The organism is Nocardia yamanashiensis, from assembly GCF_021183565.1.
GTDB classification, from domain to species: domain Bacteria; phylum Actinomycetota; class Actinomycetes; order Mycobacteriales; family Mycobacteriaceae; genus Nocardia; species Nocardia yamanashiensis.
On the sequence record NZ_CP089226.1, the window covers coordinates 7352194 to 7376127 of the forward strand.

Here is a 23934-nt window from a genome sequence, read left to right on the forward strand (position 1 = left end):
CAAGCGGGACTAGAGCCCGGGCGTTGGTGTGTGCGTGTGTTCTTTGAGAACTCAATAGTGTGTCGATGAATGTCAGTGCCAAATATTTAATTTGGTTCCGATTCCTCACCCCCCGTGTGAGGGTCGGACATTTAGTCAGCAAATACTTTTTGCTGGCGTTCATTGCTAGGTTTTCGGACTCTGGTTCGAGATACTTCTGATTCGCTGCTTCGGCGGTAAATCTAGAGTCTTCAACGGAGAGTTTGATCCTGGCTCAGGACGAACGCTAGCGGCGTGCTTAACACATGCAAGTCGAGCGGTAAGGCCCTTCGGGGTACACGAGCGGCGAACGGGTGAGTAACACGTGGGTGATCTGCCTCGCACTCTGGGATAAGCCTGGGAAACTGGGTCTAATACCGGATATGAGCAGCCTCTGCATGGGGGTTGTTGGAAAGGTTTACTGGTGCGAGATGGGCCCGCGGCCTATCAGCTTGTTGGTGAGGTAACGGCTCACCAAGGCGACGACGGGTAGCCGGCCTGAGAGGGCGACCGGCCACACTGGGACTGAGACACGGCCCAGACTCCTACGGGAGGCAGCAGTGGGGAATATTGCACAATGGGCGAAAGCCTGATGCAGCGACGCCGCGTGAGGGATGACGGCCTTCGGGTTGTAAACCTCTTTTGACAGGGACGAAGCGCAAGTGACGGTACCTGTAGAAGAAGCACCGGCCAACTACGTGCCAGCAGCCGCGGTAATACGTAGGGTGCGAGCGTTGTCCGGAATTACTGGGCGTAAAGAGCTTGTAGGCGGTTTGTCGCGTCGATTGTGAAAACTTGCAGCTCAACTGCAAGCTTGCAGTCGATACGGGCAGACTAGAGTACTGCAGGGGAGACTGGAATTCCTGGTGTAGCGGTGAAATGCGCAGATATCAGGAGGAACACCGGTGGCGAAGGCGGGTCTCTGGGCAGTAACTGACGCTGAGAAGCGAAAGCGTGGGTAGCGAACAGGATTAGATACCCTGGTAGTCCACGCCGTAAACGGTGGGCGCTAGGTGTGGGTTTCCTTCCACGGGATCCGTGCCGTAGCTAACGCATTAAGCGCCCCGCCTGGGGAGTACGGCCGCAAGGCTAAAACTCAAAGGAATTGACGGGGGCCCGCACAAGCGGCGGAGCATGTGGATTAATTCGATGCAACGCGAAGAACCTTACCTGGGTTTGACATACACCGGAAAGCCATAGAGATATGGCCCCCCTTGTGGTCGGTGTACAGGTGGTGCATGGCTGTCGTCAGCTCGTGTCGTGAGATGTTGGGTTAAGTCCCGCAACGAGCGCAACCCTTATCTTATGTTGCCAGCGCGTAATGGCGGGGACTCGTGAGAGACTGCCGGGGTCAACTCGGAGGAAGGTGGGGACGACGTCAAGTCATCATGCCCCTTATGTCCAGGGCTTCACACATGCTACAATGGCCGGTACAGAGGGCTGCGATACCGTGAGGTGGAGCGAATCCCTTAAAGCCGGTCTCAGTTCGGATCGGGGTCTGCAACTCGACCCCGTGAAGTTGGAGTCGCTAGTAATCGCAGATCAGCAACGCTGCGGTGAATACGTTCCCGGGCCTTGTACACACCGCCCGTCACGTCATGAAAGTCGGTAACACCCGAAGCCGGTGGCCTAACCCTTGTGGAGGGAGCCGTCGAAGGTGGGATTGGCGATTGGGACGAAGTCGTAACAAGGTAGCCGTACCGGAAGGTGCGGCTGGATCACCTCCTTTCTAAGGAGCACTTCTCCAGAAGCACTTCACACAGGTGAATGTCGCTCTGGCAGAGACCGTTTCGGAAACATACGTTTTCCGGCGGACGCTCATGGGTGGAACACTGACAAACTCATCGCATCAAGGCGCCGGCCATGTCCGGAGCCGCGATTGATATACCGACACACTATTGGGTCCTGAAAGAACACGCGGAAGCGATTTTTTCCAGGCAAAAAACGACGAGACTGGTTCTTCAGTCATACCGCCGAGCGTGCTCGGGCTGGTGCTGAGATACAGAATCAATCTTGTGTGTTGTTTGAGAACTGCACAGTGGACGCGAGCATCTTTGTTAGTAAGTGATAAAGAGCGTACGGTGGATGCCTTGGCACCAGGAGCCGATGAAGGACGTAGTAGGCTGCGATAAGCCTCGGGGAGCTGTCAAACGAGCTGAGATCCGAGGATTTCCGAATGGGGAAACCCGGCACGAGTGATGTCGTGTCACCCGCACCTGAATATATAGGGTGTGTGGAGGGAACGTGGGGAAGTGAAACATCTCAGTACCCACAGGAAGAGAAAACAACATGTGATTCCGTGAGTAGTGGCGAGCGAAAGCGGAAGAGGCTAAACCAGGAGCGTGTGATAGCCGGCAGGCGTTGCGTTTCTGGGGTTGTGGGACTCATTTTCTTCTCACTGCCGTGAGGAGCAAGAGTAAGAAACCCAGTTGTTAGCTGAAGTGGTCTGGGACGGCCTATCGTAGAGGGTGAGAATCCCGTAAGCGAAAACATCTTGGCTCTTGTAATGAGCACCCGAGTAGCAGCGGGCCCGTGAAATCTGCTGTGAATCTGTCGGGACCACCCGATAAGCCTGAATACTACCTGGTGACCGATAGCGGACTAGTACCGTGAGGGAAAGGTGAAAAGTACCCCGGGAGGGGAGTGAAATAGTACCTGAAACCGTGCGCTTACAAACCGTCAGAGCCCTCTTGTGGGGTGATGGCGTGCCTTTTGAAGAATGAGCCTGCGAGTCATCGGTGTGTGGCGAGGTTAACCCGTGTGGGGGAGCCGTAGCGAAAGCGAGTCCGAATAGGGCGAACGAGTCGCACACTATGGACCCGAAGCGGAGTGATCTACCCATGGCCAGGGTGAAGCGACGGTAAGACGTCGTGGAGGCCCGAACCCACTTAGGTTGAAAACTGAGGGGATGAGCTGTGGGTAGGGGTGAAAGGCCAATCAAACTCCGTGATAGCTGGTTCTCCCCGAAATGCATTTAGGTGCAGCGTCGCGTGTTTCTCACCGGAGGTAGAGCTACTGGATGGCCTAGGGGGCCCACAAGCTTACCGAAGTCAGCCAAACTCCGAATGCCGGTGAGTGAGAGCGCGGCAGTGAGACTGTGGGGGATAAGCTTCATAGTCGAGAGGGAAACAGCCCAGATCGCCGGCTAAGGCCCCTAAGCGTGTACTAAGTGGAAAAGGATGTGGGGTCGCGAAGACAACCAGGAGGTTGGCTTAGAAGCAGCCACCCTTGAAAGAGTGCGTAATAGCTCACTGGTCAAGTGATCCTGCGCCGACAATGTAGCGGGGCTCAAGTACACCGCCGAAGCCGCGGCATTCACGCATTATCCCGCCTTCGGGCCAGGAGCGTGGATGGGTAGGGGAGCGTCGTGTAGCCAGGGAAGCGGCGGAGTGATCCAGCCGTGGAGGCTGCGCGAGTGAGAATGCAGGCATGAGTAGCGAAAGACGAGTGAGAAACTCGTCCGCCGAATGACCAAGGGTTCCTGGGCCAGGTTAATCCGCCCAGGGTGAGTCGGGACCTAAGGCGAGGCCGACAGGCGTAGTCGATGGACAACGGGTTGATATTCCCGTACCCGTGTATCCGCGCCAAATATCGAATCATCTGTGCTAATCGTCCAAAAGCGGATGGACTCCCTTCGGGGAGCCGGAAGTGGCTGCACGAGACCCTGGGTGTAGTAGGTAAGCGATGGGGTGACGCAGGAAGGTAGCTGGGCCAGGTGATGGAATACCTGGTGTAAGCGTGTAGGGCGTGGTGTAGGCAAATCCGCACCGCATATAGCCTGAGACGTGATGCGTAGCCGATTGAGGCGAATTCAGTGATCCTATGCTGCCGAGAAAAGCCTCTAGTGAGTTGGTACACGGCCCGTACCCCAAACCGACACAGGTGGTCAGGTAGAGAATACTAAGGCGATCGAGATAACTGTGGTTAAGGAACTCGGCAAAATGCCCCCGTAACTTCGGGAGAAGGGGGACCCAGCCCGGTGAACACCTTTACGGTGGGAGCTAGGAGGGGTCGCAGAGACCAGTGAGAAGCGACTGTTTACTAAAAACACAGGTCCGTGCGAAGTCGTAAGACGATGTATACGGACTGACGCCTGCCCGGTGCCGGAAGGTTAAGAGGACCGGTTAGCACTTCGGTGCGAAGCTGAGAATTTAAGCCCCGGTAAACGGCGGTGGTAACTATAACCATCCTAAGGTAGCGAAATTCCTTGTCGGGTAAGTTCCGACCTGCACGAATGGCGTAACGACTTCTCAGCTGTCTCAACCACAGACTCGGCGAAATTGCAGTACGAGTAAAGATGCTCGTTACGCGCGGCAGGACGAAAAGACCCCGGGACCTTCACTATAGCTTGGTATTGGTGTTCGGTACGGTTTGTGTAGGATAGGTGGGAGACTGTGAAACATGCACGCCAGTATTCGTGGAGTCGTCGTTGAAATACCACTCTGATCGTATTGGACCTCTAACCTCGGACCCTGATCGGGTTCAGGGACAGTGCCTGGTGGGTAGTTTAACTGGGGCGGTTGCCTCCCAAAATGTAACGGAGGCGCCCAAAGGTTCCCTCAGCCTGGTTGGCAATCAGGTGTCGAGTGCAAGTGCACAAGGGAGCTTGACTGTGAGACCGACAGGTCGAGCAGGGACGAAAGTCGGGACTAGTGATCCGGCACCGGCAAGTGGAAGCGGTGTCGCTCAACGGATAAAAGGTACCCCGGGGATAACAGGCTGATCTTCCCCAAGAGTCCATATCGACGGGATGGTTTGGCACCTCGATGTCGGCTCGTCGCATCCTGGGGCTGGAGTAGGTCCCAAGGGTTGGGCTGTTCGCCCATTAAAGCGGCACGCGAGCTGGGTTTAGAACGTCGTGAGACAGTTCGGTCTCTATCCGCCGCGCGCGTCAGAAACTTGAGGAAGGCTGTCCCTAGTACGAGAGGACCGGGACGGACGAACCTCTGGTGTGCCAGTTGTCCTGCCAAGGGCACGGCTGGTTTGCTACGTTCGGAAGGGATAACCGCTGAAAGCATCTAAGCGGGAAGCCTGTTCCAAGATGAGGTTTCTCACCCACTTGATGGGTTAAGGCCCCCAACAGACCATTGGGTTGATAGGCCGGAACTGGAAGCCCGGTAACGGGTGTAGGTGACCGGTACTAATAGGCCGAGGACTTACCAACAAAGCTGCTACGCGTCCACTGTGCGGTATCTGAAACAACACACAGATACCTGAGAAGACAAGCCCGGTAACGGGATTGGCTCTCTGTGTCTAGTTTCATAGAGTTACGGCGGCTATAGCGGTGGGGAAACGCCCGGTCCCATTCCGAACCCGGAAGCTAAGGCCACCTGCGCCGATGGTACTGCACTCGACAGGGTGTGGGAGAGTAGGACACCGCCGGAACATCATTCGAAAAGGCCCCCAGCTAACGCTGGGGGCCTTTTTCGTTTCTCCTGCAATGATATTGACGTGCGAACGCTCCTCGTAATCCTCCTGGTCCTCACCGGCCTCGCAGTAGCAGCCGACTTCGGCGCCGCAGCCTACGCCGAAAAAGCCGCATCCGAATCCATGCGCAACACAGCCAACCTCGGCTCCGACCCCTCCGTCGACATCAAGGGCTTCCCGGTCCTCCTCCAAGCCGCCCAAGGCAAATACGACGAGGTAGTAGTCAGAGCGAATCACGTGGGCACCGAGAAGTTCGGCTTCATAGACGTCGAGGCCACCCTGCACGGCTTGGACCTTCCCCTCGCAGACCTGGCCGAGCGGCGCCTCCACAAAATTCCCGTAGACCGCCTCGAAGCAACAGCCCGCTTCAGCGCCCTCCGCCCCCTTGTCCTCCTCGACGTCGCCGGCACACTCCCATTCGGCGTGGTACCCACCGGAATCCGCATGGAGGGCACCACGGTAGTCGTAACCGGCACCGGCACCAACGTCCTCGTAGACATCGACTCCCTGAAGGGCAAGTCCTAACCAGCGCACGCTGATTTGCTCCATGTGCCCGCCGACTTCGAATACCTGGCATGTCCCTCCATCTGTCCTACATCTTCTGGATGCCATCGCCGGCACATGTGCTGAGATCCGGGAAGCGCACGGGTTCCTGCTGGCAGACGTCGACGTGGAGAAGGTAGAGGAATTGATGCGCCGGAGATCGTCCAGCCGGAGATTTGCCGAGCTCGCCGTAGGCGAGAGTGGAAGGATTGGCTGATGTCCCCAGCCCAGGGGTTGCCTGGCACCGCGAATCTATTGCTGAGCCTCGGTTACGAAGGTCGTCGAGCCGAAGAGCTGGTCGCCACGCTTGTTGCGGAGGGCATCCATACCGTCGTGGATGTTCGGCTCACGCCGATCTCCCGCAAGCCCGGTCTGTCCAAGACGAAGCTTGCGATGGCACTCGATGCGGAAGGCATCCGCTACGAACACCTGAAGGCATTGGGTAACCCACGCGACAATCGGACTCTCTTCAGGGCGCGAGACAAAGCAGGCCGTGCTCGTTTCGCCGCGGTCTTGAGCGGTGCGGAGGCAGAGCAGGCGCTCGATCGACTGCACACGCTGGTCGGTCTGGGCTCTGTCGCGCTGCTGTGTTTCGAACGAGATCACGCGACCTGTCATCGTGAAATGGTGGCGGATGCCCTCCGCGCGCAAGATGAGCGGATCGTGGTTCGCCATCTTTGACATCCCTGCTAGAAGAGCGTGAGCTGATCACGGTCCGCACCGGCCGGCATCCGTGGATACCAGGTTCCGAGGACTTCGAACGACCGCCGGCGCCGTGCCTGGTTTCCCACGAAGAAGTGCAGGTCCCGGGCCGGAGAGGTCATCATTCGCTCCCACTTCTCATAGAGCCGCGCCTTCGCTTCGATTGGGCCGTACTTTCGCACCAATTGCCGGGCGGCGGCCCCCAGTTCCCAATCGATGCATTGCTGCTGGTGGCCGCGGCAGGAGGAGTCGGCGCAGCGATATTGGTAAACGAGCCGGTAAAGCATCGGTTCGAGGGTCGTCATCCTCGTCCCGAAAAGCGGCGGCGCGCTCGCCACCATGGCCTTCGCTAGCTGGGACGGTGTCCAAGCCGGGCCCTGCGTGACCGTCACCGACCGCACCTGCGGTTTGATCAAACCCAGAGAGCGAGCAGGGAAGCCCATATGCCCCTGTGGGTTGGCTCGAATCAGCTCACAGGTCGTGGTCGATCCGATCAACGGCCCCAGCAGCTCACGCCGCTGGTTCCACTGTCCATTATCCGGATTCACGTGGTCGACGACCTGCAATGTGGTTTGGTCGGGCCGATATGACTCGATCCTGAGATCGCGCCGATCGCGCTTGCGGATGTCGATCTCGATGATGTCGTATTTCTTGAATCTGAGATCGGCATCGATGTTCCGAAACCGCATCGGGTAGAGCCGAATCCAAGACTTCGGTGTGGAATCCAGCCGAACTCCGGCAACGCACACGACCTCTCCGTACGTGTCCGACGGATTCGGATAGGTCTTGACGGTGATCAGCACACGAGCATGCTGGACCAAGGGCGATCTCATCACATTCGCCATGTCTTCCCACTTACTGCTTTTGACTGGGAAGATTTCTACGGTACCCGGATGGCCGTTGCTACTCCATGAAAGGTGCTGGGGTTCAACAAGAGTGGCACGCGATGTCGGTTGCCGACTGTGTGCCTTGCGTGTATTCCACCGTGTTGCCGGGGATCTGGTCAGGCGTGAGTGGTAGCCGGTATCCGATGCTCCGCGAGGTGAGCCAGCACAGATTGGTTCGCTTCCCAGCCGTCGGGGAACTTGACGGGTACACCGAGATGGACAGGCTCGGTGGAGGGATGGGCATCGAGGAGTTCGGGGATGCCCGCCCGGCCCACCACAATGCAGGCGTGGCGATGTCGCGAGGTGAGGACGCAGAGCCGGCCGGTTTCGAGATGGAATGCGGTGGCGTCGCGGCGGCCCGAAAGCGGGTGCAGGACAAGGGTCACATCGTATTCGCGCCCCTGGAGCCGGTTGGCGGTGTCCACGGTGACAGTCTCGGCCGCTGTGCCCTGAAGTGCGGTGCGGATGGCGGCGGCCTGGTCGCGGTGCGCCGTGCCGACGGCGACCCGATCGGCGGTCACCGGGTTGGAGCCGCGCTCCGAGTGCACGACGGCACCGCGTTCCAGCAGCCGGACGGTGAGTGCGGCAATGGCCGCCACCGCTTCGCTGTCCGTGCGGATGGTGTGCCGCGCAGGCAGCTCGTACCAGGCCCAGCCGCTGAGCGCGGCTTCGTCGAGTGCGCTGTCCAACGGTCCGCCCCACCCGCCCGCAGTGGTGAACTCCATTCGGCGCTGGTCGGGTTCGGTGCCGGCGCGGAACTCGGTGAACGGGTAGAAGGCTTTCGACACCACCGCGGCGGCGGACGCGGGGAGTCGCCACGAGACAGGCAGTCGATGGACGGGAATGTCCGGGTTGTGGGCGAGTAGAACGCTGACGGCGCTCATGGTCGGATCCCAGGACAGCCCGGCCCAGCGCGCGGTGTCGACCGTGGCGAACGGGTCCAGCTGGCCCGGGTCGCCCACGAACAGGGCGCGTTCGAAGCGGCTGGAGATGCGTAGGAGCATGTCCGAGCGCATCTGGTACGCCTCGTCGACGATGGCCCAGGACCAGTTGCCGTCTTGTACGGTGGCCCATTTGGCGGCGGTGCCGATGAGGATGACGCGGTCGGTGAGATCGGCCGGGCTCTTGGCGATCTTCACATTCGCGTGGGCGAGGATCCGTTCGGCGGGCTCATACGTTCCCGCGGATACCCGGCCGATCAGCATCTCGGGGTCTTCGCTCGCGAGCCGGTCGATAAGGTCGTCTACCTGTTCGTTGGTCTGCGCCACGATGATTCGCTGATCGCCGTTCTTGGTCAGATGCCGGGCGGCCCGCACCACCAGCGTGGACTTGCCTGCGCCGGGCGGCGAATCGACGACGACGGCCCGGTCGGCGTTCCGGTCGAGATCGGCCAGCACTTCGTTCACGACCTGGTCGGCGGTCTTCACGCCCATTCCTCCTGCGGCTCAGCGTTTTCCGGCGTCCATTCGGGCGGGGGACCGCCGTGTGTCCACGGAGTCTCCTCGCGCGCAGGCAGTTTGGGCGGCGCTTGATAGTCGTCACCGAAGGCGGCGAAGCAGACCCGGTCCCCGGCTTCAGGCACCGATCCCGCTTCGGGAGTCAGCTTGCGCCCCATTCCGCCGGACAATTCGAGGGTGATGATGCCATCATCTACCGACACCACAGCGCCCTTCTGATTGCGTCGCTCGACACTGCACAGCTTCACCCCGGGCTCCGCGGTGAACGTGTCCTCGGTCTGGATCGCGATGCGCGGCCGCAGCGTCGGCCGCTTCCCGCTGGTATCAACACGATTCGGGTCGCTCATCACCACGACCCCACGGAACGCCTCCCCGTTCAGCCGCCGCTCGGCCATCACCCGCGGATCGTCATACGCGCGTTGCGCTTCCAGCGCATCCAGTGCCTGCTCCCGATCGAGCAACCGCCGCACCGCACTCACCGCGTGGTCCCGCCGAGCCTGCGGCACCCCTTCCTCGATGCTGTCCATGTACCGCGAGAAACTGGCGCGGTCCCTGTCCCACCGTTTGCCCACGCTCGCACCTTTCGGCAGCCCGCGCAGCAAGTCCAATCCTCGCCACATGAGCTCCCAGGTCGGCTCCACCTGCTGCCGCACCGAATGCTCGAGCCGCTCGATCGCCAGGGTGAACGAGGCCTCGTCGGCGGCATCGTTGAACGCCGAAATCAGCGGCGCCAGTTCCTCGTTGTCGTATCCGGGATCGGTGGCGGGCCCGGCGGGAGGTGACCTGAGCGGATCCTCCGCGATGGCCGCCGCCTGCTGCCCGGTGAGCCCGTCGGGCGGATCGATCCATCCGAGCAGTGCCGCCAGATTCCCATCCTCCAGCGACGACTGCCCCGAAGCCCAATGCCCCGACAGCACACTCGTCATCGCCAAAAGTACTGAGGAACCCGGATGTTCGGCCCGATCCCCGAACCAGGTCAGCCAGCGCCCCAGCAACGGCACGCTCTCCGGCAACGGATTCGGCCCGTCCGGCTTCAGGAACCGCAGCCTGCGGCCAAGTTTCTGCATCAGCGCGATCCCACCCGCATTCGGCACCCACACCTGCGGCGCGTCCAGACACCGCCGATACGTCTCCCCGTCCTTGCCGACGATCTCCTCGGTATCGGCCAGAAACGACGAAAGATAAGGCAGGAGAACATCACTCAGCTCCGCCGCGAACTTCAACTGCAACACCCGGTCCCGAGGCTGCGGCACGAACAACAGCTTCGGCTCCGAAGCCTCGAACCCCAACATCACCGCCAACGGCGCCGCCGTCTCCCCGGCCATCCGCAATGGCACCATCACCAACGGCTGCAATGCCGAATGACAATGCCGCACATCGGCAATCCGCTGCGCCCGCCCCGCCCGCGCAGCCTCCAACCGCGCCAACGCAGTCAGCACGCTCACCCGGCAACCTCCTGCCGCAGCCGATGCGCATTCCGCAGCACCCGAGCGATATCCGCATGCTCCGGCCCGGCACTTATCGACCCATCGGCCAACCCGAGAACCGTTCCGATACTGTCGATTCCACCGAGCTGATCACAAACACTCCGCCCGAGCATGTCGACGGACCCGCAAGTCCGTGCCTCATCCCGGCAGAAGAACGCCAACTCGCAACTCTGCATGCACTCCGGCGCATACCGCCCCTGCACCGCCCGCATGGCCTCACCCAGCCCGGCTCCGACGGTGAACGTCATCCCCTCCGGCAGCACACTGACAAGATCCTTGATCGAAGTAAGCCTCGATAGCTGACGTGAGATGACCGCCAATTGCTTCCGCACATCCACCAATTCCGCCGTAGGCCGGTTGGTGAAGTCCTTCGTGCAAACCAGAATCACATTGTGCGACACCCGATCCGGCGATTCCCCCAACTCCTCCACCAGCTGCCGCAAAGCCAGCACATACACCGCGGACTGCCGAGCCGCAGCAGCCACTTGAGCAGGATCCGCCTGCCCATCGATCACCGCGAACGCCTTGATCTCGACAATATGAAACTGCCCCTCGATCTGCACCGCCACCAGATCCGGCTCCAAGAACGCCGGCGCCCCCGCGATCTCCACCCGCAGCATCGGATGATCGAACATGGTCCCCTCACCCGTCCGCAACGCCCGCCCCACCAGCTGCCGAGTCCGCTGAAACCGCACACTGTTCCCGGTGTTCTCACCCACCGAGTTGAGGTCGTCATAAGCGACTTCAGGAATCGTCAGCCCTAGTCGATCCCGCAACAACGCCACCAGCTCAGCACACCCGTTCGCCTTCACCATGGCCTCGAACGCATTGCCGCGCGTAATCGCGAACTGCGACTGCCCGAACTGCGCCGGAAACCCGAGCCCCTGCGCCATAGCAGCCTTATCCACCCCCGCCGCGTCCATCACAGCCCGCCGAGCACACCCCGGATTACTGGTCAACGCCGCGATAGTCCGCGCGTTGTGCCGACAAGCCGGTGCGCCACCACGCAATTCATCCAGCCGCGCCAGCAGATCGTTCATCCCGCCGAGCCTCCTGCCCGCTTCTTCGCCGTCATACCGAACCGTGTGCCGAACAATTGCGCAGCGGGGTCGCTCAACTGGTTCGCTGCTCGCTGTGCAGCATCCCACCGCTGTACGACATCCGCGTCCCGATGCACCGCCAACTCGTTACCGGCGGCCTCGATAACCGCCCGGGTATCGACTTCCAGACCCGTGTTCCGGACTCCGGGAATAGTGGATGACAACTGCCGAAGCACCCGATGCCCCGACGGCCCAACCTTCCCAACCGCCGAAATATGTTCCGCGAGCCGGATAACCCCCGTTAACAGATCGACCCGTGCACTCAGCGGTCCGACGACGCGCCGCTCCAGCTGCCAGGTGCTCAAAGCCATCAGCCCGCGTGCGGGGGCGAGCAGGTCGACTGTCAATGCCGAACAGACGTAATACGGCCGTGCGAACGGCGCGGCCCGAAAGGAACGCTCCTCGTCCCGCCGCAGACTCGTCAATCGCGCAGCGAGCAATTCTCCTGAAAAGAACCCCTCGTGCACGCTCAGGATCAGCCGGGGCGCGGCGGGAACAGACAGGAGCGCGAGTGCTCGATGGACGTGTTCCCGGACCGGCACGGCGGGGACGCTGATCTCCTCATCGGAGGCGTCTTCGCCGGTGCTCAGAACCGCTGCTTCCCAATCTCTTTCGGCTTGTCGCAGTTGCACTCGGAACTGCCGGGCAGAGGTCCGGTCCCCGGCTGATATTGCCCGACGGACGGCGGTCCGCAGCTCGGATATCCGCTCCTCCAACGTATCCGGCGAATCACTCACGGCGCTGACGATAGCCTGATGTTCCAGTAACTTCCAGTATGTTCCAGCTTTCCGTCCGGCCATGGGCTCGGTTCCCTACAGGATCGTCTCCCTGGCCTAATCTGATCTCGAGCGGCCCGCCGGGCACCGAGATCTTTCTCGTAGTTGCCTCCACCCGCACGTTGGTTTCGGACGTGTCGAAGGGGTGGCTGAATGGCGCTTGTGCGAGGAAGTGCGAGAGATCTGCTGGAACTGGCGACCGAAGGTAGCCTGCCGCGGCAATTATCCGATGAGGCGATGTCCCGGTGGCAACAGCAGATCGGTTCCGCCGAGTTCCGGTCGTGGCAGAAGAGCCTGCCGGCGTTCTTGCGAAACGTTGTCGACGCCGGCCTCGGTGATGTCGAGGTGCTGCTCGAACATCGACTACCGCACAGCCCGAAACGAGTTGACGCCATCCTGTGCGGCCTGCACCCACATACAGGTGTGCCCACCTACGTTCTCGTGGAACTGAAGCAGTGGTCGCGCGCCGAACTGGCGGCCCGTGAAATGGTCGGGCCGGAGGTGGTTTCGGTCCCCGGTTATGAGGATCTGGTACTGAACCCGATTGAGCAGGTGCGTTGGTACTGCACCTACCTGGTCGACTTCACGCCCGAACTGGCGGCGCTGCGCGACTCCGTGCATGGGATGGCGTACCTCCATAACGCGAGTTCGGGAGATATCCCGGCTTTGAAGCGGTCCGGACAGGACCAGTTCGGGCTGATGTTCACCGCGGACAATACCGACGAGATGATCGAGTATCTGGATTCCCTGCTGGATGTCGACAGTGGCCGTGAACCTGCGCGCAGTGTTGCCGACGAGTTCCTCGCGTTCGAGCAGGCGCCCAGCAAGCAGCTGCTCCAGTTGGCAGCCGACGAGATATTCGAGCGCGAACAATTCGTGATGCTCGATGAGCAGCGGGTGGCGTACCAGCTCGTGAGCAACGCGGTGGCCCGGGCCCGGAGATCTCATCGTGCGCGGCAGCAGGGCGAAGCCGACAGCCTCGCCAAGACGGTCATCATCGTTCTCGGCGGTCCTGGATCCGGGAAGAGTGTGCTTGCGCTCAGCATTTTGGGCGAGCTGACCAGGCAGAACGTTCGTGTCAACCATGCCACCGGCTCGCGTGCATTCACGAAGACCCTGAGGAGTCTGGTGAGTCGGCGCTCGGAGGAATTATTCAAGTACTTCAACAACTTTGAGCAGTCTCAGCCCGGCAGTCTGTCGGTGTTGATCTGTGATGAAGCACATCGGATCCGGCGAGCCAGCGCAGGAATTCGTATAGATGGGGTGGTCCGCTGGCGTCGCCAGATCGAGCAGCTGATCGACGTTGCTACGGTGCCGATATTCCTGCTCGACGAGAATCAGACTGTACGTCCTGAAGAATCAGGATCCCGCGCTGAGATCGAGCGGGCGGCACTGGACGCTGGTTGCCGGGTCGATGTTGTACACCTGGACGGGCAGTTCCGCTGCGGCGGGTCGGACCTTTTCGAACTGTGGGTGGAACGGCTACTCGGCATGACCGAAACACCCGTCAGCTGGTGTGATTTGAAAGGCGACAGTGATGACGGCTTCCAAGTCAGTAGTGCTCCAACGCCACAGGCACTGGAGGATTGGGTGAATGTGGACCGGGGCGGGACCGCTCGGATGTCGGCAGGCTACTGCTGGCACTGGAGCGACGATCCGGTCAAGGTCGACGGCGAGCTGCGCTTGGTCGACGATGTGCGTATCGGTGATTGGCGGAGACCCTGGAATGCTCGGCCCAACAAAGGCGTTCCGGATACACCTGATGCCGACTACTGGGCGACAGATGAGCGCGGCATCGGCCAGGTCGGTTGTATCTTCACCGCTCAAGGCTTCGAATATGCCTGGGCCGGTGTCATATTCGGCCCGGACTTCGTTCGCCGCGGCGAATGTTGGGTGGCCCGACGCGAGTTTTCGCATGACCCAGCTGTAGAGAAGGCCGACGACCGCGCCTTTGCCACTCTGATCCGAAATACGTACAAGGTTCTGCTGACTCGCGGTATGCGTGGCGTGAGTCTCTACTCGACGGACCCTGAGACGCAGGCATTTCTGGAAGCGATGGCTCGGTAGGAGATGTCTTCCGTGATCGGCTTGCCGATCGCTCCGGCCGCGTCACCGAAGGGTAATCTGATCTCTGCGGCCCGCCGGGCACCGAAGGGCACCTTCGTTGCTGCCCCCACCCGCATGGTGTAGTCCGCATGCGTCTGTGGGGTGGCGAGTGGTTCTGGTACGGGGAAGTGCCGAGTATCTGCTGGGTGAAGCGAACGCGGGTCGTCTACTGACACTCTTGGCTGATCAGGCGATCTTCAAGTGGGGCAAGAACGCCGGGAGCTCCGAGCGGAATGCGTGGTCCAACAGTTTGCCCGTGCTTTTGAATGACGTCATCGATGCCGGGCTGGGCGATGTCGAGGTGCTGATCGAGTACGGCTTGCCGCACAGCCCCAAGCGCGTCGACGCAGTGCTGTGCGGGGCCCATCCGGGAACTGGAGCGCCGAGTTACGTTCTGGTGGAACTGAAACAGTGGTCGCGCGTCGAAAGCGTCGCGGAGGATCTGGTCGGCATCTACGGATATTCGAAGCCATCTCTGCACCCGGTCGAGCAGGTGCGGCGATACTGTGAGTACCTGGTGGATTCCACACCCGCGCTTGCCGACCGACCTGAGGTGGTCCATGGCATCGCATACCTGCACAACGCTCGATCCCGTGTCGTGGCGGCTCTGGAACGGTACGAACCAACGGCTTTCGGGAGGTTGTTCACAATGGACGACCGCGCCCAGATGGCGAATCACCTGCGGGCATTATTGAATCCAGACGGAAGTCGGGACCACGCACTTCAGGCCGCTGACGAGTTTCTTCACGTCGAACATGCGCCGAGCAAACCACTGCTTGACCTGGCGGCGAAGGAGATCCAGGAGCGTGAGCAGTTCATCCTGCTGGACGAGCAATGGATCGCGTACAAGCTCGTAATGCAGGCTTTGGAGCGTTCGCGCGCCGAGCACACCCGAACGGTTGTGATCGTTTCGGGTGGACCAGGTTCAGGCAAGAGTGTCATCGCGCTCAGCTTGCTTGGAGAGCTTGCTCGGCAAGGTCGCCGGGTGCACCATGCCACGGGGTCGAGTGCGTTCACGAAGACCATGCGGAAGATCGCCGGAAGGCGGAACCCGAGGGTACAGACGCTGTTCAAGTACTTCAACAACTACATGAGCTCTGCGCCAAGGGAGCTGGATGTGCTCATCTGCGACGAGGCGCATCGGATTCGTGAAACCAGTGCCAACCGGTTCACCAGCGCACAGCTGCGGGCTGCCGGCCGTCGGCAAATCGACGAGCTGCTCGAAGTGGCGTCGGTACCGGTTTTCCTCCTGGACGAGAATCAGACCGTGCGCCCCGGCGAGATGGGATCGCTCGCCGAAATCACTGCGGCCGCGGCGGCCGTCGACTGCCGAGTCGATGTCGTTCCGTTGGACGGCCAGTTCCGCTGTGGCGGTTCGGATCTGTTCGACGCGTGGGTCGAGCATCTGCTGGGATTGAATCCGCTGAAACCGGTCAGCTGGTCGGAGCTGGCGGCTGAAGCGGATGACCGGTTCCAGGTAACCAGCGCGGCGTCACCGCAGGCGCTGGAGTCCTGGTTGATCACCCAGCGTGAACGGCACGGTGGGACCGCGCGGGTTGCGGCAGGGTACTGCTGGACGTGGAGCGATCCGGTGGTACAGGACGGAAACAAACGGTTGATCGACGACGTTCAGATCGGGGATTGGCGGCGGCCGTGGAATGCCAAGCCCGAACAGAAAGTTCCTGGCGCGCCTGAATCCTATTACTGGGCTTCCGATGACCGCGGTTTCGGGCAAGTCGGGTGCATATACACGGCCCAAGGCTTCGAATACGACTGGGCCGGAGTCATATTCGGTGATGACTTCGTTCGTCGTGGCGACAAATGGGTGGCACGACGAAGCCAATCGCATGATCCTGCCGTCCGACGGGCACCCGAGGCTGACTTCGAGCCGCTGATCCGCAATACCTACAAGGTCCTGCTCACTCGTGGAATGCAGGGAACCTGCGTGTATTCGACCGATCCGGAAACTCAGGAGTTTCTGGAGAAGATGACCAGATAGCCGTCCCGGCGCAGGTGGTGAGGATGGCTACCTGAGCTCGGAATGCTTCACCGCTCGGCCGCGCGCCAGATCCACCGGGTATCGCTGCTCGTTGAACTTCAGCTTGGCTTGTACGGCAGCGGCGAGATCGATGTCCAGAACGGTCGCGAGCCGCATCAGGTAGATCAGCACGTCGGCGACTTCGTGTTCGACCCTGGTGCGGTCTTGCTCGCTCTCGCAGAGCGCAGCGCTTTCCTCGGGGGTCAGCCATTGGAAGAGCTCCGCGAGTTCGCCGACCTCACCAGTCAAAGCGAGCACCAAGTTCTTTGGAGTGTGGAAGCGTTCCCAGTCGCGACGCCGGGAGAAGTCTGTCACCAAGTCCTGAAGTTCGTCCATGGTCATGTGCACTGTCTACCAAACGGGATCGGGTGTGGGCAGGCCGACCGGAACAGACGATCGCCCTTGCTCGCGCGGCGCGGGTTCGGCTCCTGCGAGTCTTGCGCTCGAGCCGGTTCCGAATCTCGTCACTGTTCTACCTGATGGAAGATCAGGTTGTCGCTCATGGGTTCAGCTCCCGACGTGTGGGGCGTCTGCGGGGATCAGCCTTCCTGTCTCGAAGAGCTTCCGCTTGGCTTGGGCCTTCGCCGCGCAGATCGAGACCGGGCAGTGCCCGTGGGTCTGCATGATTCGATGTGCCTGCAGCACTGTCAGTGCGTCTGCGGGGACGGCGTAATGATTGATCGACACGGTGTTCTCGGTGAAGATTCCGGCCGGAACCGAAGTGTATGTTGGGCCGGTTGGATACCAGTCCGGCGTACACCTGGGCGGTGCGGCGGATCAGATATTCGTTCGCGAACCGTGGAAGCTCTCAGGTGTCGAAGTCACAGGATCGAGGCCGCTGAAGTGAACGGTGACGGACATCGTGAAAGCCGCACGGACGCCGCCGCAGCGGTCGCCGCGGTCCTTGCGGTGTTCGACAACGAAGCGTCGAGCGCCCGACTCTTCCAGTGGCGGCTCCGGTTCGCTTCGATCGCAGATGTGCTCGAGAGCTCTGAGCTGAGCGACGGAGAGGCGTTGCAAACTGCTGCGGAGATGGTGGTCGACTTGTACTCCGGTGGTCGGAACATCACCGACTTCTATCTGATCCGTGAGGATTTCGAGGAACAGCGACTCCTGAACCTCGACTTCGAGACGAAGCTGAAGACGCTGGAGCATGCTGTAGGAGTAGAAGACTGAGATGAGTTTTCCGGACAACTCGTTGGAGCGGCGGCTCGAAGACGTCCAGACCTGCCGGGTGCCGAGCTCTGAAATGCGTCGGTTCGTTCGGTTCATTTCGGACTAATGCAATCCGGTGAGGCAATGCCCGTATTTGTGGTCGGCGTATAAATGACCGAGTACGACATGGATGCCAAAGAAATGGTGACGGGCCTGGTGAGCCAGGCCGCCATCGGTGTGCCGCTCGAGTACAGCGTCGAGGTCTTCTTCCCCGAACCACAGTCGGATGCTCGCTTCCGTCGGGAGATCATGTCGCTGCCCGCTATTGGTCTGAATCGGTAGCAGCATGGTCCTGCCGCTGACCTAGGACAATGCCCAAAACCGCTGCCTTCCGATCTCTTTCGGCTTGTCGGAGTAGCACTCGGGAACTGTCCGGCCGAGGCCCGGTCCCCGGTTGCTATTGCTCGACAGCGGCCTACTTGGTCGGTTGGATGTCCACGGGAGCAGGCGGCTGGCGAACGAATGGTTCGGGCATGAGCGGTTGACAGATCGCGTCAGCGTTCAGTGGTTCGCGCGACTTTGGGAAGTCGTCGCGGGCCTGACCGACTACGAGGAGTCGGGGTGTCGTTGCTGCCTTGCCCGCGCCCGACTTCTCGGTCGTCAGAGCGACATTCGACTGAAATGCGGTGTAGCGCCAGTCTGGATTGCTCAGCCGTAGCGAGCCGTCGGTGCTACGGGTGTAAGCGCCTGGAGTGTCGTAGTCACAGTAGGTGACGATCCATCGATCCTTCGCGTACTCGTCGACGGCCACCGCTCGGGTGAGTGTTCCGCCGGTCTCCGGCAGTGGCGGGGTGGACGGGGGAATCGGGCGGTTGTCGTATGCGACGCGCTCATTCACCTGAGCCAGCAGCGCGTCGTATTCGCCGATCTGCATCCGGCTCTCGAGCGTCGCGGTTTCGAGCGCGAATTGCGCTGCTGCGGTGGCCTGTTCATTCAAGGGGACCGCAATATCCCATCTGAACTGCAAAGGTGGGTAGGGAAAGGCTGAACTGGTGGACGGCGCAGGCGTTTTCGAGCTCTCCTCGGTCTCGGAGGAGCATGATGTGAGCATCGATGAGATCACCGTGACGCAGGCTGCGGCGGTGAGTGCTGTGGCTGGACCGCGATACTTCATGACTTGATCCGCCCCTTGTCGTCGATCATTCCTTCCTTTCCGGTCAGGATTACCGAGAGACTCGTACCGTGCTGCCCTACGCCCTGCAGGACTTCGATCCCGTAGGTCTGGTTGTAGTCGGTGATGTACTCGCTGAACCCTTGGCGTTCGAAGAATCCGGTCAGCACGTCGTTCTGAGCTTTCGGCCGAGACTCGTTGATGTCGATGGGCTGCCCGGTACCGCTGTCGACCAATCTCGGATCGAGCTTGCCGGCGTCGAAGGCCGAGTTGATAATCTCCTGCTGAAAGTTCCTGTACCCCTGGGCATTTATTTCGGTGACGTTTGGGTACAACGGAGAACCCAAGGGATCGGGTTCGGGCACGAACTTCGAGATGAGCCCACCTGCGGCGTGCTCGGCGAGCATTTCGGCAGCCACGCCACCGGCTTCGCCGCCTGGCACGTGAGCAACCTCGAGGGAGCCGACGCCGACTTGGGAGATGATCTCCGCGGCCGCCATCTTCTTTTCGAAGATCTCCTGCAGGTTGGCGTTGTAGTCGTGGATCTTGTTGCCGTCCTGGAACGTCAAGGCGTTCTGCGCCGCGTTGGTGACTCGCGCATCGAGACCTGCCAGTTGCTGCATCTTGGAGCTGGCGTAATCGCCGGGTGACACCCCGTCCTGCGCGAATGCCCTTGTGAGGACATCGGATTCATATGCCTGCCGCGCGACCTCGAGCGTCAGGCGGCCCTGCTCCGACTGGCTGGAGAGGAAGAGCAGGCGGTTCGCATCGGTCACGTTGAGCTGTGCCTCGCCCGCGTCCGGAAGGTATTTCGTACTGGGCGCCGCGCTGTCGATGTAGGAATCGATATTCGAACCCATGACGTGTGCGAGTGACCGAGCGAGTTCGGGGTTGTCGGAGAAGCCCTTCGCAGTCGCGGTGAAGGAGCCGACGTCGAGGCCGCCGCTACGATGCAGCGCCGGTTTGCCGTCGAGCTTCGACGGATCTTGTGGATCGTCGGAAGGCGCGAAGAAGTCCGGTAGCCGGGTAAGCGCCTCACGGGCATGCAGAGCCTGAATCGTGGGTTTGCCATCGGGGCCGGTGTCGTGGGAGTCAGTGCCGATCCAGTCGATCGTCTGTCCGACGGCTTTTCCGTCATCCTTCCAGTCATGTTGGAACAGTGAGGAATAGAGCTTTGGATCGTACTTTTCGTAACTCTGTCCGGGCACGTCCTTGCCGAACAGCTCCTCCGAGCCGTTTCCGGTCAGCAGGGCGTAACTGGATTCCGTGTTGCGGGCACCCACGCCCAGGAGGTTCTGTGCGCTGCGTTCGGTATCGGACAGCCATTCGGACTCGTTGACCCCGATCGAGCTGTATCCTGCGTAGCCGCCATGGTCGAGGATCCAGGCTTGATGTGCGGCCTGGCGTTGCAATTCGACTCCGAATCGCTCGCCCGGGATGTAGTTCGGGTCCGCGTTGTTGAGGAAGCCCGCGAACTTGGCCATGTCCTCCGTGTAGTTGAACAGTCCGTGCCGGTCGTCGATGGGGGCTCCGAAGAGCTTGCCCCGGTAGTCGTCTGGAAGTAGGCGGGTATTGGAATCGGGTGCGTCGGCGATGTTCGGTCGGGTGCCGATGAGTTCGCGGACCTCGGAGTCGAGCTTGTTCCAGCCGCCGCGGTCGCTGATTCGGCCATCGGATCCTCTGGTCACGACCTGCTCGTTCGAAAGCGTGACCATGCCATTGGCGAGTTCTTGACGCAGCCGAAGGGCTTCGGGGGAACCGTTCGTCTGCAATCGGTCGGCGAGCTGGATCAACCCGTCTCGTCCGGCCTTGTCGTAGAAGTTCGACAGGTAATCCATGGTCGATTGCGGAACCGTGATCTCGCCGCCGCCAGCCAGCGTCAGTAACTGCTCAGGAGTAAGGCCCGCTTGATCGAGCCGGCCCGCGATCCGTGCCATCTCCTCAGACGAGAGTTTCCCATCCGAGACGGTTTCACCGTCCTGGCGACCGAGTGCCGCCGGATCGACGTTGGTGGGAGCCGGAGCATCGATGCCTTTGCCGAGTTGGTCGCCACGGATGCGAACCTCGTCGGCAGCGCTGTCGATCCCGGCGATCAGCTCGGCGACGGCGGACAGCAGGTTGGTATGAGCGGTGTCGATCAGACCCTGATGATGGTTGATGCGGTCCAGGACCTTGCGCTGATCCTGATCCGAGAGGTTCTCGTACGGCTTGGCCTGTACTTTCCAAGCATCGTCCACGGTCAATCCGACAGGAGAGTCGGTGTCGTGTTCAGCGTCGGAAACCCGTGAGAGAAGGACGCGCTGTTCGTCTGTCAGCCGCGTATCGGCTTTGCGCAGTGCGGTCGCGATGTCGCGGATTTCCTGGGAAAGTTTGAGGCCTTGCTCATGCTCCTCGCCGAATCGGTCGTAAGCGGCGAGGTACGCCTTCCCCGACCACGTCGTTCCGCGGAAATGGCTGAGCGTCAGACCTAGCTGGACTTCGTAGGCGGCAGTGTCGTCGTCCAGTTCTTGGGCCCAGGCCGATAGTTTCTCGGGCTTCCAGCCCTCTACGTCCTTGCGACTGGGCATTACGCAACACCGTCGGTGCGAAAGAAATCCATCGCATCGAGCCGATTCTTGAACTCGACATCCGTCACTCGGACGTCGTCGGCGCATTGATTGACGATGCCGGCCAGCTTGCGCATCCGATCGGCGATGCGCAGCCAGGCTCCCTCGGTGTACTCGCCTGCCTTCGCGCACGAAGCCCCGACTGCGATCCCCGGCAAGGCTGAGCCGATCTGGTCACCGGTGGTGCGAACGTCGATCTTGTCGATCTCCTCGCCGACCGATGTCACCGTGGAGGCCAGCGCCTTCAACTCGTCAATATCGACCTTGAACATTCGGCACCGTCCCTGGATCCGATGTCTGCTTCCAGCGAACTGGGAGCTTCACTCGCTAATGCCCAGGTTTGGCCTGGTAGATGGATTCTGCCAGAGCGCTCATCGGGTGCTTGATGTGGGTTCAGTGAATAATTCGCAATGGCTGCCCGGGGTGATGTAGCCGAGTCAGCCCTGGATTCGGCACTCCCACACATAGTCGCGTGCCCGGCTCCGGGCGACCATGATCTGCCGCGCCGCCAGTTCCGGGTCGTCGGGAAGGGCGGATTCGCGGACTATGTGGAAGACGGCCGCGAAGTCCATGCCCTTGGCTCGGTGGACGGTGCCGACTTTGATTCGGGTGTCGTCGGTGCCGTCGTAGTGCTCCAGGGACATGGTGCGGAAGCGTTGGCGGGTCAGGAAGTCGCGGATGTGTTTCGCGTCGCGGTGGTTGGTGATGATGGCGATGTCGCCGGGGGCGAAGCCGCAGGTTCGGATTCGGTGGAGGAGGGCGGCTTCCAGGTCTTTGGCGGGGAGGGATTCGAGGGTGGCGGTGCCTTCGGGGAGGACGGCTTCGCTGTCGCGGAGGGTGTAGGCGGGGGAGCCGTCGAGGTCGTCGACGGTGTCGGTGGCGTTGATTTGCTGGGCGAAGGTGAGGATGGCCTCGCGGTTGCGGTAGTTGATGCGGAGTTTGGCGCCGCGGCCGACGATGGGGATGCCGGCGTCGCGCATGCGCCAGCCGCCGGGGTAGACCTGCTGTTGGCCGTCGCCTACGAGGAGCAAGGGGGAATCGGGGGTGCCGCCGGCGATTTGGTGGACCAAGCGTAGTTCTACGAAGGTGAAGTCCTGGACCTCGTCTACGACTACCAGGCCGTAGGGGTCGTCCAGCGGGGCGGCGCGGAGTTCCTCGGTGGCGGTGGTGATGAGGTCGTTGTAGTCGGGGAGGCCGCGGGCGGACAGGAGGGCTTGGTAAGGCTCGTATAGTTCGTGCCAGACGAGTTCCTTGCGGCGGCCATCGAGGGTGATGCCGTGGCGGCTGGTGCGGTCTACGCGTTTGTATTCGGCCAGGGTGGTCAGGCCGAGTCCCTTGATGATGCGGTCGATTTCGTCTTGCCAGTAGGAGGGGCTGGGATGGATGGGGGTCAGCAGGTCGCGGGCGCGCCACCGCCAGATGTCGGCGAAGGCGGTCCTGAACTTGCCTTCCTCGGGATTGAGCGGCTTGCCGCGCTCTTTGAGGAATTCTCTTGCCCAGGAGTGCAATCCGATGAAGGTCGCGCGGTCTGCGGCGTGCGGAGCCAGTTGGGCGAACCCTGATCGATGGTAGGTCGGCAGGGTTTTCACGAAGCTGGTGAAGAGCAGGCGGCCGGGGTTGTGCTTCGCGAAATGCGCCATACGGTGCACGGCGACAACGGATTTGCCGGTGCCGGCGGGGCCGCTGAAGCGGGCGGGACCGTTGAACTTCCGGTACACCAGTTCGAGCTGCTGGGGGTCCAGGAACGTCATCCAGTCCTTGAACGGGCGTTGCAGCATACGGTTGCGTTCGTCGTCGCGCAGGTCGGTGGAGTCGAAAAGTCCTTCGGTGACCGGTGTTTCGGTGCTGGGTGCGTCGTCGGCGGAGAGCAGTTCGAAGTGGTCGGAGCGGGCCGCCACCTCGAAGGCGATATCGCGGGCGCGTTGGCGCGTCAGTTGTGCGGCCTGGCTGAACAGGTGCTTCGGCAGGCTGGTCGGATCCAGGACGGTGTAGGAGCCGGAATCGCCTGGAGCGGTGGGTCGCTCGGACAGCACCAGCATTTCGATCATGTGCGGCACGTACCGGTGTTGTCCCGCGGTTACATTCGCGAACAGCTCTTCGGCTTTCACCCGAATTCGCGTCAGCCGGTCGCGTTCCGGGAGGTGGTCGGCGAAGACGAAGGCGAACACCCCGGTCGGGCCCACCGCGAACGCTCCGGCCCGGCTGGTGGGCGGGAAGGTCTCGCCGCGGTGGACGAGCACATGCCAGCCGCTCTGCATGAGCGGCACGGACAGGAACAGTCGATGCGTTCCCGACAATGCCGGGAACGCGCCCAGCTGTTCCTCGATCCACTGCCGCCGCTTCTCGCGCCGCATATCGACCATCGGATCAACCCCTCGGTACCTTCGCGGCCCCCGCGCCGCGAATCGAGTATGAGCGAGATGTCCGCAGAAAGACTGTGGTTCAAGGAGATTGGCAGGCG

General features: G+C 61.3%; 16 protein-coding genes and 3 rRNA genes. 9 read left to right on the forward strand and 10 right to left on the reverse strand.

Features of this window, described 5'->3' with window-relative positions; translation table 11 throughout:
* Nucleotides 1–230 precede the first annotated feature (230 nt).
* The 5 genes from LTV02_RS33815 (at nucleotide 231) to LTV02_RS33835 (ending at nucleotide 6669) form a co-directional block, all read left to right on the forward strand.
* Nucleotides 231–1747 (forward strand): 16S ribosomal RNA (locus LTV02_RS33815).
* 329 nt (nucleotides 1748–2076) lie between these two features.
* Nucleotides 2077–5182, forward strand: a 23S ribosomal RNA gene (locus LTV02_RS33820).
* A gap of 104 nt (nucleotides 5183–5286) precedes the next feature.
* Nucleotides 5287–5403 (forward strand): 5S ribosomal RNA (gene rrf, locus LTV02_RS33825).
* Together the 16S, 23S and 5S rRNA genes form the textbook arrangement of a ribosomal RNA operon.
* Nucleotides 5404–5469: 66 nt before the next feature.
* Nucleotides 5470–5970, forward strand: coding sequence for an LmeA family phospholipid-binding protein (locus LTV02_RS33830; RefSeq protein ID WP_233035670.1), 501 nt, complete (start codon nucleotides 5470–5472; stop codon nucleotides 5968–5970).
* Between the two features lie 234 nt (nucleotides 5971–6204).
* The gene (locus LTV02_RS33835) at nucleotides 6205–6669 is read left to right on the forward strand and encodes a DUF488 domain-containing protein (RefSeq protein WP_233035671.1); all 465 of its coding nucleotides are present in this window, start codon (nucleotides 6205–6207) and stop codon (nucleotides 6667–6669) included.
* Nucleotides 6670–6677: 8 nt separating this feature from the next.
* Here LTV02_RS33835 and LTV02_RS33840 read toward each other — a convergent pair whose 3' ends face one another.
* The 5 genes from LTV02_RS33840 to LTV02_RS33860 all read right to left on the reverse strand — a co-directional run bounded on the left by LTV02_RS33840 (nucleotide 6678) and on the right by LTV02_RS33860 (nucleotide 12358).
* Nucleotides 6678–7493, reverse strand: a complete 816-nt coding sequence (locus tag LTV02_RS33840; RefSeq protein WP_233035672.1) for a hypothetical protein — start codon at nucleotides 7491–7493, stop codon at nucleotides 6678–6680.
* Between the two features lie 200 nt (nucleotides 7494–7693).
* A complete protein-coding gene (locus tag LTV02_RS33845) occupies nucleotides 7694–9004 on the reverse strand; it encodes an AAA domain-containing protein (protein ID WP_233035673.1) in 1311 nt (436 codons plus the stop codon).
* The gene (locus LTV02_RS33850) at nucleotides 9001–10479 is read right to left on the reverse strand and encodes a hypothetical protein (RefSeq protein ID WP_233035674.1); all 1479 of its coding nucleotides are present in this window, start codon (nucleotides 10477–10479) and stop codon (nucleotides 9001–9003) included. Before LTV02_RS33850 ends, LTV02_RS33845 begins: the two co-directional genes overlap by 4 nt.
* Nucleotides 10476–11561, reverse strand: coding sequence for a hypothetical protein (locus tag LTV02_RS33855; protein ID WP_233035675.1), 1086 nt, complete (start codon nucleotides 11559–11561; stop codon nucleotides 10476–10478). Before LTV02_RS33855 ends, LTV02_RS33850 begins: the two co-directional genes overlap by 4 nt.
* Nucleotides 11558–12358: a hypothetical protein gene (locus tag LTV02_RS33860; RefSeq protein ID WP_233035676.1), complete on the reverse strand. Its 801-nt coding sequence runs from the start codon at nucleotides 12356–12358 to the stop codon at nucleotides 11558–11560. The genes LTV02_RS33855 and LTV02_RS33860 overlap by 4 nt, the downstream gene beginning before the upstream one ends.
* Nucleotides 12359–12550: 192 nt before the next feature.
* Here LTV02_RS33860 and LTV02_RS33865 point away from each other — a divergent pair, with 192 nt between their 5' ends.
* Both LTV02_RS33865 and LTV02_RS33870 read left to right on the forward strand, forming a co-directional pair.
* Nucleotides 12551–14464, forward strand: coding sequence for a DNA/RNA helicase domain-containing protein (locus tag LTV02_RS33865; protein WP_233035677.1), 1914 nt, complete (start codon nucleotides 12551–12553; stop codon nucleotides 14462–14464).
* Nucleotides 14465–14612: 148 nt separating this feature from the next.
* Nucleotides 14613–16502, forward strand: a complete 1890-nt coding sequence (locus LTV02_RS33870; protein WP_233035678.1) for a DNA/RNA helicase domain-containing protein — start codon at nucleotides 14613–14615, stop codon at nucleotides 16500–16502.
* Nucleotides 16503–16529: 27 nt separating this feature from the next.
* Here LTV02_RS33870 and LTV02_RS33875 read toward each other — a convergent pair whose 3' ends face one another.
* Nucleotides 16530–16883, reverse strand: a complete 354-nt coding sequence (locus LTV02_RS33875; protein ID WP_233035679.1) for a nucleotide pyrophosphohydrolase — start codon at nucleotides 16881–16883, stop codon at nucleotides 16530–16532.
* Between the two features lie 501 nt (nucleotides 16884–17384).
* Between LTV02_RS33875 and LTV02_RS33880 the strand changes: the two genes are divergently transcribed.
* Nucleotides 17385–17717 (forward strand): hypothetical protein, encoded by a 333-nt coding sequence (locus LTV02_RS33880; RefSeq protein ID WP_233035680.1) that lies wholly within the window; start codon nucleotides 17385–17387, stop codon nucleotides 17715–17717.
* A 150-nt stretch (nucleotides 17718–17867) separates the two neighbouring features.
* Entirely contained in the window at nucleotides 17868–18038 is a 171-nt protein-coding gene (locus LTV02_RS33885) for a hypothetical protein (RefSeq protein WP_233035681.1), read from the forward strand.
* 133 nt (nucleotides 18039–18171) lie between these two features.
* Here the strand turns inward: LTV02_RS33885 and LTV02_RS33890 are convergent, their stop codons facing one another.
* The 4 genes from LTV02_RS33890 to LTV02_RS33905 all read right to left on the reverse strand — a co-directional run bounded on the left by LTV02_RS33890 (nucleotide 18172) and on the right by LTV02_RS33905 (nucleotide 23836).
* Nucleotides 18172–18870, reverse strand: coding sequence for a hypothetical protein (locus LTV02_RS33890; protein ID WP_233035682.1), 699 nt, complete (start codon nucleotides 18868–18870; stop codon nucleotides 18172–18174).
* Nucleotides 18867–21434 (reverse strand): TPR repeat region-containing protein, encoded by a 2568-nt coding sequence (locus LTV02_RS33895; RefSeq protein WP_233035683.1) that lies wholly within the window; start codon nucleotides 21432–21434, stop codon nucleotides 18867–18869. Before LTV02_RS33895 ends, LTV02_RS33890 begins: the two co-directional genes overlap by 4 nt.
* On the reverse strand, nucleotides 21434–21745 hold the full coding sequence (locus tag LTV02_RS33900; protein ID WP_233035684.1) for a hypothetical protein: 312 nt from the start codon (nucleotides 21743–21745) through the stop codon (nucleotides 21434–21436). The genes LTV02_RS33895 and LTV02_RS33900 overlap by 1 nt, the downstream gene beginning before the upstream one ends.
* Nucleotides 21746–21910: 165 nt before the next feature.
* Nucleotides 21911–23836 carry a UvrD-helicase domain-containing protein gene (locus LTV02_RS33905; protein ID WP_233035685.1) on the reverse strand — a complete coding sequence of 642 codons (1926 nt, stop codon included), beginning with the start codon at nucleotides 23834–23836 and terminating at the stop codon, nucleotides 21911–21913.
* Between the last annotated feature and the right edge of the window lie 98 nt (nucleotides 23837–23934).

What these genes read in the sequence shown, in the direction of transcription:
- LTV02_RS33835 (WP_233035671.1), top strand. Translation starts at nt 6,205, where the DNA reads ATGTCCCCAGCCCAGGGGTTGCCTGGCACCGCGAATCTATTGCTGAGC.
- LTV02_RS33855 (WP_233035675.1), bottom strand. Translation starts at nt 11,561, where the DNA reads ATGAACGATCTGCTGGCGCGGCTGGATGAATTGCGTGGTGGCGCACCG.
- LTV02_RS33865 (WP_233035677.1), top strand. Translation starts at nt 12,551, where the DNA reads ATGGCGCTTGTGCGAGGAAGTGCGAGAGATCTGCTGGAACTGGCGACC.
- LTV02_RS33875 (WP_233035679.1), bottom strand. Translation starts at nt 16,883, where the DNA reads ATGACCATGGACGAACTTCAGGACTTGGTGACAGACTTCTCCCGGCGT.
- LTV02_RS33885 (WP_233035681.1), top strand. Translation starts at nt 17,868, where the DNA reads ATGACCGAGTACGACATGGATGCCAAAGAAATGGTGACGGGCCTGGTG.
- LTV02_RS33890 (WP_233035682.1), bottom strand. Translation starts at nt 18,870, where the DNA reads ATGAAGTATCGCGGTCCAGCCACAGCACTCACCGCCGCAGCCTGCGTC.
- LTV02_RS33895 (WP_233035683.1), bottom strand. Translation starts at nt 21,434, where the DNA reads ATGCCCAGTCGCAAGGACGTAGAGGGCTGGAAGCCCGAGAAACTATCG.
- LTV02_RS33900 (WP_233035684.1), bottom strand. Translation starts at nt 21,745, where the DNA reads ATGTTCAAGGTCGATATTGACGAGTTGAAGGCGCTGGCCTCCACGGTG.
- LTV02_RS33905 (WP_233035685.1), bottom strand. Translation starts at nt 23,836, where the DNA reads ATGGTCGATATGCGGCGCGAGAAGCGGCGGCAGTGGATCGAGGAACAG.